Origin of the sequence: Nostoc sp. CHAB 5715 (assembly GCF_020829685.1) — a bacterium.
Lineage (GTDB): Bacteria > Cyanobacteriota > Cyanobacteriia > Cyanobacteriales > Nostocaceae > Nostoc.
Genome location: NZ_JAIVFR010000342.1, coordinates 1 through 6,910, shown reverse-complemented (window position 1 = coordinate 6,910; position 6,910 = coordinate 1). Strand labels below are relative to the sequence as shown.

At 38.8% G+C, this 6,910-nt stretch carries 9 protein-coding genes; 4 read left to right on the top strand and 5 right to left on the bottom strand.

Annotation, left to right across the window (positions count from 1 at the left end):
- Positions 1-184: 184 nt before the first annotated feature.
- Positions 185-892, top strand: a complete 708-nt coding sequence (locus tag LC574_RS19320) for a transposase (RefSeq protein WP_229454999.1) — start codon at positions 185-187, stop codon at positions 890-892.
- A 115-nt stretch (positions 893-1,007) separates the two neighbouring features.
- Here the strand turns inward: LC574_RS19320 and LC574_RS19315 are convergent, their stop codons facing one another.
- The 5 genes from LC574_RS19315 to LC574_RS19295 form a co-directional block, all read right to left on the bottom strand.
- Positions 1,008-2,546, bottom strand: coding sequence for a GUN4 domain-containing protein (locus LC574_RS19315; protein WP_229454998.1), 1,539 nt, complete (start codon positions 2,544-2,546; stop codon positions 1,008-1,010).
- 125 nt (positions 2,547-2,671) lie between these two features.
- Positions 2,672-3,478: a hypothetical protein gene (locus tag LC574_RS19310; RefSeq protein WP_229454997.1), complete on the bottom strand. Its 807-nt coding sequence runs from the start codon at positions 3,476-3,478 to the stop codon at positions 2,672-2,674.
- A 23-nt stretch (positions 3,479-3,501) separates the two neighbouring features.
- The gene (locus tag LC574_RS19305; protein WP_229454996.1) at positions 3,502-3,828 is read right to left on the bottom strand and encodes a hypothetical protein; all 327 of its coding nucleotides are present in this window, start codon (positions 3,826-3,828) and stop codon (positions 3,502-3,504) included.
- Positions 3,807-4,154 carry a hypothetical protein gene (locus tag LC574_RS19300; protein WP_229454995.1) on the bottom strand — a complete coding sequence of 116 codons (348 nt, stop codon included), beginning with the start codon at positions 4,152-4,154 and terminating at the stop codon, positions 3,807-3,809. Before LC574_RS19300 ends, LC574_RS19305 begins: the two co-directional genes overlap by 22 nt.
- 670 nt (positions 4,155-4,824) lie before the next feature.
- Complete coding sequence (locus LC574_RS19295) at positions 4,825-5,022, bottom strand: hypothetical protein (protein ID WP_229454994.1); 198 nt, start codon at positions 5,020-5,022, stop codon at positions 4,825-4,827.
- 29 nt (positions 5,023-5,051) lie between these two features.
- Between LC574_RS19295 and LC574_RS19290 the strand changes: the two genes are divergently transcribed.
- The 3 genes from LC574_RS19290 to LC574_RS19280 all read left to right on the top strand — a co-directional run.
- The gene (locus LC574_RS19290) at positions 5,052-5,234 is read left to right on the top strand and encodes a hypothetical protein (RefSeq protein ID WP_229454993.1); all 183 of its coding nucleotides are present in this window, start codon (positions 5,052-5,054) and stop codon (positions 5,232-5,234) included.
- 94 nt (positions 5,235-5,328) lie between these two features.
- Positions 5,329-6,339 carry a porphobilinogen synthase gene (hemB, locus tag LC574_RS19285; RefSeq protein WP_229454992.1) on the top strand — a complete coding sequence of 337 codons (1,011 nt, stop codon included), beginning with the start codon at positions 5,329-5,331 and terminating at the stop codon, positions 6,337-6,339.
- A gap of 158 nt (positions 6,340-6,497) precedes the next feature.
- Positions 6,498-6,910, top strand: a 413-nt coding sequence (locus tag LC574_RS19280) for an FAD/NAD(P)-binding protein (protein WP_229454991.1), incomplete at its 3' end; no start/stop codon positions are given.

Genomic DNA, 6,910 nt, shown 5'->3' with positions numbered 1-6,910 from the left:
CTCATACGTGTCAACTTAACGTAAAAGCCATGTCCCGCAAGGAACTGAAGTTCCTTGCTAATAGCGAAACTCATCTGAAGATGACTAAATATAGCCAAAAATCTTTAGTCTACTTTAGTAGACTTTAGCTATTAGCCTTGGAATTCATTCCAAGGCGGGTGAGGAAGTTAACTACAATCTTTTTATGTCTCGCCCTCGACGTAACTTTCAACCAGGTTTCTGCTACCATATCACCACCCGTTGCAATAATCGAGAATTTCGTCTCACGCGGTTGGAATGCCGTGAAGTTTTCCTTTATGCCATCAAAAAGGCACAGCAAAAGTATGGATTCAAACTCTATGCACTGTGCATTATGAGCAATCATGTACATTATTTGCTAGAACCCAAACAGCCAGAGGAATTACCCAAAATCATGCACTGGCTAAACTGGTACACTGCTATGTGCTTTAACCGAATGTTGAACCGCACAGGGCATTTTTGGGAGAAGCGATACCACAGTACAGGTTTTGCAAATACCGATAAGCAAAGAGCTTTAAATACTTTGCGATATATCCACGCTAACCCCAAAGCTGCCCAAATGCAGCAAGGTTTTTTCTACGACTTCAGCAATTATGGCACTTATGATCGCTTGAGTAATGATGGCATCACTCAATGGCATCCAGCATTTTTGCAAATAGGGAGAACTTTGGAAGAATGCGCGGCAAAGTATCGCAGGTTTTGTCAGAAATATCGATCGCAAGCAAAGCCTGAGAAGAAAAATTATTGGGGTAGTCGCTTTTTGCCGTCGATGATTAAAGCTGGTAAGGCTAAAAAGTCATCGCCTGGGCAAATGAGTTTACCTTGGAATAACCAGAAAGTAACTGAGAGTACGGAGGTGCATGAGGTAGCATAAAAATTTATTCAGGCGAACTGCTATCAGCCGACAGTGCCAGGTATCGGATCGATGAAATGTTGATTATTGCGTGGAATAGTTGGCTGTAATAAATGTTTAGAAATTTCCGAAAGCGTTATATGTTACAGTTTACAAGTCTCGACCCAATCTCTTCTATGATTTCGCCCAACCCGTAGCGCCCCCGGAGTTCGTGCGGATCTAAGATAGACCACATGTGCTTGAAAAAGCGCAGCGGTAAGTGTCCCTTGGAGGCACTTGTATTATAAATTAAGTTACCTTTCCACTCATTATCCACTCTCCATCCCACGCGATCGCAAAATCGGATATAGGCTTCGTGCATTTCGTCATATCTATCTCTCACTCTACCACCGAAACGAGCATAAATCCATCTAACAGGAGGGAGAAACAGAAGCTTGCTAAAAGGCGAATTTGCTTGACTTCCTTCCAGTATTCCACCGACACTCAGATAGATTTCTTTTTGAACGCTAAAACCAAAGTGTCCATTGCTGTACTGTACCCAGAGTTGGTCAATAGTTCTCAGGTCTTTACAAGGAAATTGCCGAATGTCATCCAAGCCTAAGTAACCTTGTTTTTCTCGCCCTGCTACCTGAAGCATAAGCCTATCGGTTTCTTCATCAGCCTCTTTCCACATACCTGCTGCTAGGTAATAGGCTAGTTGTCCATAAAGAGTGGGTACTTGAAACCGAACGAGCCGAATTCCTTCTTTATCTGCGTACTCTTTATCTTCCTCGCAGGGATGCTGTTGTCGGTCTATCTGTGTCGCTTGTCTGTAGCAGATTCCCGGTTCACCTAACTCTTTGCGACTTCTTAAACTCAGCCAAGCACAAAAACGATTAGCATCCCAAAAACTAATATTAATTACAGGTTGGCTAGCTCGTTTTTTATTTGCAAGAATACTAGGGGAACTGGTTTCATTTAAAAACAGTTGATATTCTGCAAAAGTTATATAACTGCGATCATAAGCTTGGCTTTCTTGTTCAGAATAGCTGTCTAAAGTCTGCAAGTCGTGATTCAATTGACTAAGGCGGTAAGCCAGCTTCACCTCAGCCGCCAAAGTAAATTCATCAAGCTTATCAGACTCTAATCCATGCTCTAACTTAGCTTTTAGCTGGTGTTGAACTGCTGGATCAATTTGTTGGGCTTCTTTGCCTTGCCAACACTGGTAGACAAGGGTTAGCACTGGTATTGTTGCATGATTCAGAGCAACTTTAATTAAGTTAGTTGCATCTGTTTGCGCGACATAAAAGCGAATTGTTTCTCTCCACCAAGCAAATTTTTTATCGTCAGCTAATGCTTCTTGTAATATATTTTCTTGCTTTGTTTTCTCAATTTCCACAGCAGCTAAATATTCTTGAAAAGTTTTATGAGCAAACTCATATATTCCCTCTTGTTCTCTCTCACTGAGTAACTCCCGCACACCCAGATCGTCTTTTTTGATAAATTCCTCTGCGGAAAGCCTTTGATTAGGAAATCTGTCTAACTTTTCTTTAATGAGTGATTTAGCTTCTTTAAATGTCTTTTCATGAGTAGAAGTTTCATCTAAAGTAAATGCCTGGGTATTTTGTTGCATTAATTCCAGGGCTAGTGACTTTAAAACGACTTGTTTTTGATCGGCTGAAAGGGATGTAGACAATCCTTTGGCTCGCTGTCGTCCCTCTAACAATACTCAACTTTTTCAACAACTTTTGCAATATTAGTCATAGGTTGTTTTTAAACAGTCAATTTAAAGTCTCACTTTCAATTTGGTAAAGCAAATAATTACCATTTCTCAGATTCAAAATCTTCAGTTACATCAAGATTGGAAGGACTTTTTTTATTTGCACTTACAGAAACTAATTCTGCACAGTTCGTACTCAACCCTAGATAATTAGAAGCTATTCCATTAGAAACAATAGAGTTATGAAAATTCTCCATCCAGTTGAATACTATCGAACGCTGAATAGTATTAAGAGGAGAGTTAGTTTCAATCAGTTGAGTATAAGGTAAACTAGCATCCTCAAGCAACTGGTAAAAGTCATTATGCAATCCACCTAAAACTAGTTCCAAGCCGTTTAATTTTTTAATATCAGCTTGGAATTGACTCCCCTCATAGTATCGAAATCGCTTGCCAAAGTAATGATTTTGGATAACAGCATAATCAACCTGACTACCAAAATGCTGATATAAATCCTGAAGATAATCTTCAACACAGTCTTTACGGTGTGATATCGGGTGCAAGAAAGTAACACGATATCCTAGACAATTAAGATTTTCTATCAGTGAAACATCTCTATCAAAAAACTTGAATTCTCGGAGATTTTGACCTGGCATATCAGTCAAAATCACTTCAATTTTCGGAAACATTTCTAAGTCGAGTAATAACCTATCAGAATCACCTCTAGAAAATCCCAAATGGTTTATCTCAAAGCGTTGTGTTTGATACATCGATAGCTTATTGCGATGCCCGTGGTAGAAAACACGCACATTGAGTTTATTTTTCAAGTACAACTCTAGCAATAGCCTAGAAGCTGTAGACTTACCTACACGAGCATCACCCGATGTAATCACAAAACGCTTTCTAAACATAATAAACTAAGCAAACTACTAAATTAAGCAGCTATATTTTCAGATTGTAAATTTGAATCTTGATTTTTAGCTTTTTCTTTTTCTTCATTTTCTCTAAGCTCTTTAGACTTTTCAACAACTGCTGGATAGTAACAATCATCTGGTTGTATATCAAAGCCAAATAAATTAAATGCTGGCTTAATTTGCGCTTCAAACTCAGCAAGCCAAGATTTAATTCTCGACTTAATCACAATATTTGTTCCTTGATGAGTCTGACCTTCATTAAATGTCAGAGCATGGCGGTCAATAAAGTCGTAGGATTTGTAGAATAAATCTGGCATCACAAGTTCTACCAAACCTTCTGCAAGCATATTTTGACGTAGAAAAGCGTCAAATTAATTAATAAATCGTCAGCACCACCTCTATGGAAAATATCAATGTAACGTATTATAGGTCGGTAGTCTTTTTTGAAATATCTTTCTAACTGAGGATTTCTTAAGTCAGCTTCATAAGTAACACAGGGTAAACTTTTATTAATGTACAGTTGAAATAGCGCTCGTGCAAAGGTGCTTTTTCCCACGCCACCTTTATCACCTGTGACAATTATTAGCCGCTTTTGAGATTTACTATTATTACTATTGGTTGTATTATCATCAGACATGACTTTTTTACCCTTATTAGTTCTATTTTGAGACATAACAATCCTCTACAAAGCAAATACACTTTGTTAATGTAAATCGAAATTTTTAAACCTTATTTTTAAGAAAAAATTCATGTTTAATAGTTAAAAAACATTTAGTATAAGCAACCTTTAACGATAAAATTAGTTGATTATACAGGTTCTCAGCAAACCACATAAAATGACTACATCCTTCTATAAATACTTCCAGAATAAATAATCAAAAGTATATTTATGCAAAAATGTCAATGCCTGCATCAATTCTAAAATGCTCATATCCTTGCCCTAAAAATTAGCTATATGATGAAGCCAATAAATACTCATTATTCAATGAAACCTAACTACTCTGTTTTACATAGATTAGTTTTAGTATGTAACCTTTACCTCAAAAAGCCAATCAACAAAACTTCAATATTTAACCAACATTTATTGATATATAAATTAGTAATAAATTTCATTTAGTTTGCCGGAAGTATCATAAAAGATGAAAATATATACAAAAATGTAGGGAATTTACTCAGCTAAAATGTCCTCGAATAAACTTATAAAAATCACAAAAATTACCAGATGAAAGCGATGCCTACGGCAACCTCATAGAAGGCTATTCAATAAAAAGACGAAGTTACAGATATGCGGGTTTAGAATCAACTTTTTGGTCTGGTGAAGACTTTGATTTTGATGATAATTTCTAGCCAGCTTCAGTATCATCATCTAGCCAGTCATCATCTTCCTCAGCAAAAGCTAGTTCAAATACTTCTTGTAATTCCTCCGAATCTATAAGTCCATCATCATTAATACAAAGGTCTTTTCTACAGTCTTTACAGATAACCTCACCTATTTCTGTATTAAAGTAAATCGCTAGATGAGCCGCAACTGAAACAACCATAGTTAGAGGCTGTTTGAAAAGTCGGAAACATGGTAAAAAAGCTCTCTAAGTATACGCTGTGTTGGTATCACTATGAGTTTTGGAAGGATGGCGATCGCCTTGTTAAAAAGTGCAAGTATATACCAAAACGACTATTAGAGAGAATAGAGAAGCTAGAAGCAGATAAAGCGCCAGTCAAAGAGATTTTGTCAGTATTGCAAGTAAAATTCTAAAAAAACCTCATCCTCACAAAAGCCCCGCAAATCTTAAATACCGGGTAAGTCTACTACAGCCTTACAATAATGATTATCATTTTAATTAAATTCTATGTCACCTGCTTTTTCAACTACCGACAAGCCATTGAACCTATTTCAACGTCCCCGTCGTCTACGTCGTACTGCAACGCTACGGCGGATGGTGCGGGAAAATACTCTGACCGTGGATGACCTCATCTATCCCATGTTTGTCACCGAAGGTGAAGCACAACTCGTAGAAATCACCTCCATGCCAGGGTGTTATCGATATTCTCTAGATTTATTGCTCAAAGAAATAGCAGAAGTGTCTGAACTGGGAATTAATGCGATCGCACTTTTCCCTGTCATCCCCGAAAATAAAAAAGACGACACAGGCACCCAAAGCTACAATCCAGACGGGTTAGTACAGCAAACCGTCAAAGCCATTAAACAGGCAATACCAGAAATTGTAGTCATTACCGATGTTGCCCTTGACCCTTTCACCACTCATGGTCACGATGGTTTAGTTGATGAAAATGGCACAATCTTGAATGACCCCACTGTAGAAGTGTTAGTGAAAATGGCACTTTCACAAGCTGCTGCTGGGACAAATTTTGTTGCACCTTCCGACATGATGGATGGTAGAGTCGGCGCAATTCGCCAAGCTTTAGATGCAGAAGGTTATATTAACGTCGGGATTCTAGCGTACTCTGCAAAATACGCCTCCGCCTATTATGGCCCCTTTCGTGATGCGTTGGATTCTGCCCCCAAATTTGGCGACAAAAAGACTTATCAAATGGATGCAGCTAATGCCAAAGAAGCTTTAAAAGAGATTGAACTGGATATTGCTGAAGGTGCAGATATCATCATGGTCAAACCTGCTTTAGCTTACTTAGATATAATATGTCGGGTAAAATCAGCTACAAATTTACCAGTTGCAGCATACAACGTTAGCGGTGAGTACGCCATGATTAAAGCCGCAGTCCAGATGGGTTGGATTGATGAAAAACAGGTAATTTTGGAATCATTAACCAGTATGAAACGGGCTGGCGCTGACTTAATTTTGACTTACTTTGCCAAAGAAGTAGCTCTGATGTTGATGTAATCGGGGAATGGGGAATGGGGACTGGGTACTGGGGAATGGGGAATGGGAAAGATTTTACCCAACACCCCATACCCTATTTTCAGAATCACCTTGCTGGACTGATCTTCTCCATATAGAATGATAACTATTATCATAATAGCCAGATTGTCTCTCCAGCAATGCAATTTACGATCGCTCTTCCTGAAACAATTGACCTGGCGATTATTGGCGCAGGGCCTCATGCTCTGACCTTGACTACCCATCTGCTGCAAAAACGGCAGTCTACCAGGGGTAAATTCTCGGTATTTGACCCTAGTGGTAGGTGGATGAGTCACTGGAAGCAGCAATTTGCGGCTTTAGAAATTCCGCATTTGCGTTCTCCCGCAGTTCATCATCCAGACCCCAACCCCTTTGCTTTACGGAAATTTGCTGAATCTCGCTCTCATGAGTTATTTCCCCCCTATGATTTACCGGGGACACAACTATTTGAGGATTTTTGCCAGGATGTGATTCGAGTTTGGCAGTTGCAAGAGCAAGTTATCCCTTTAGCAGTCAAGAGTATTGAACCCTTACCTCATCATTTGCGTCCTCG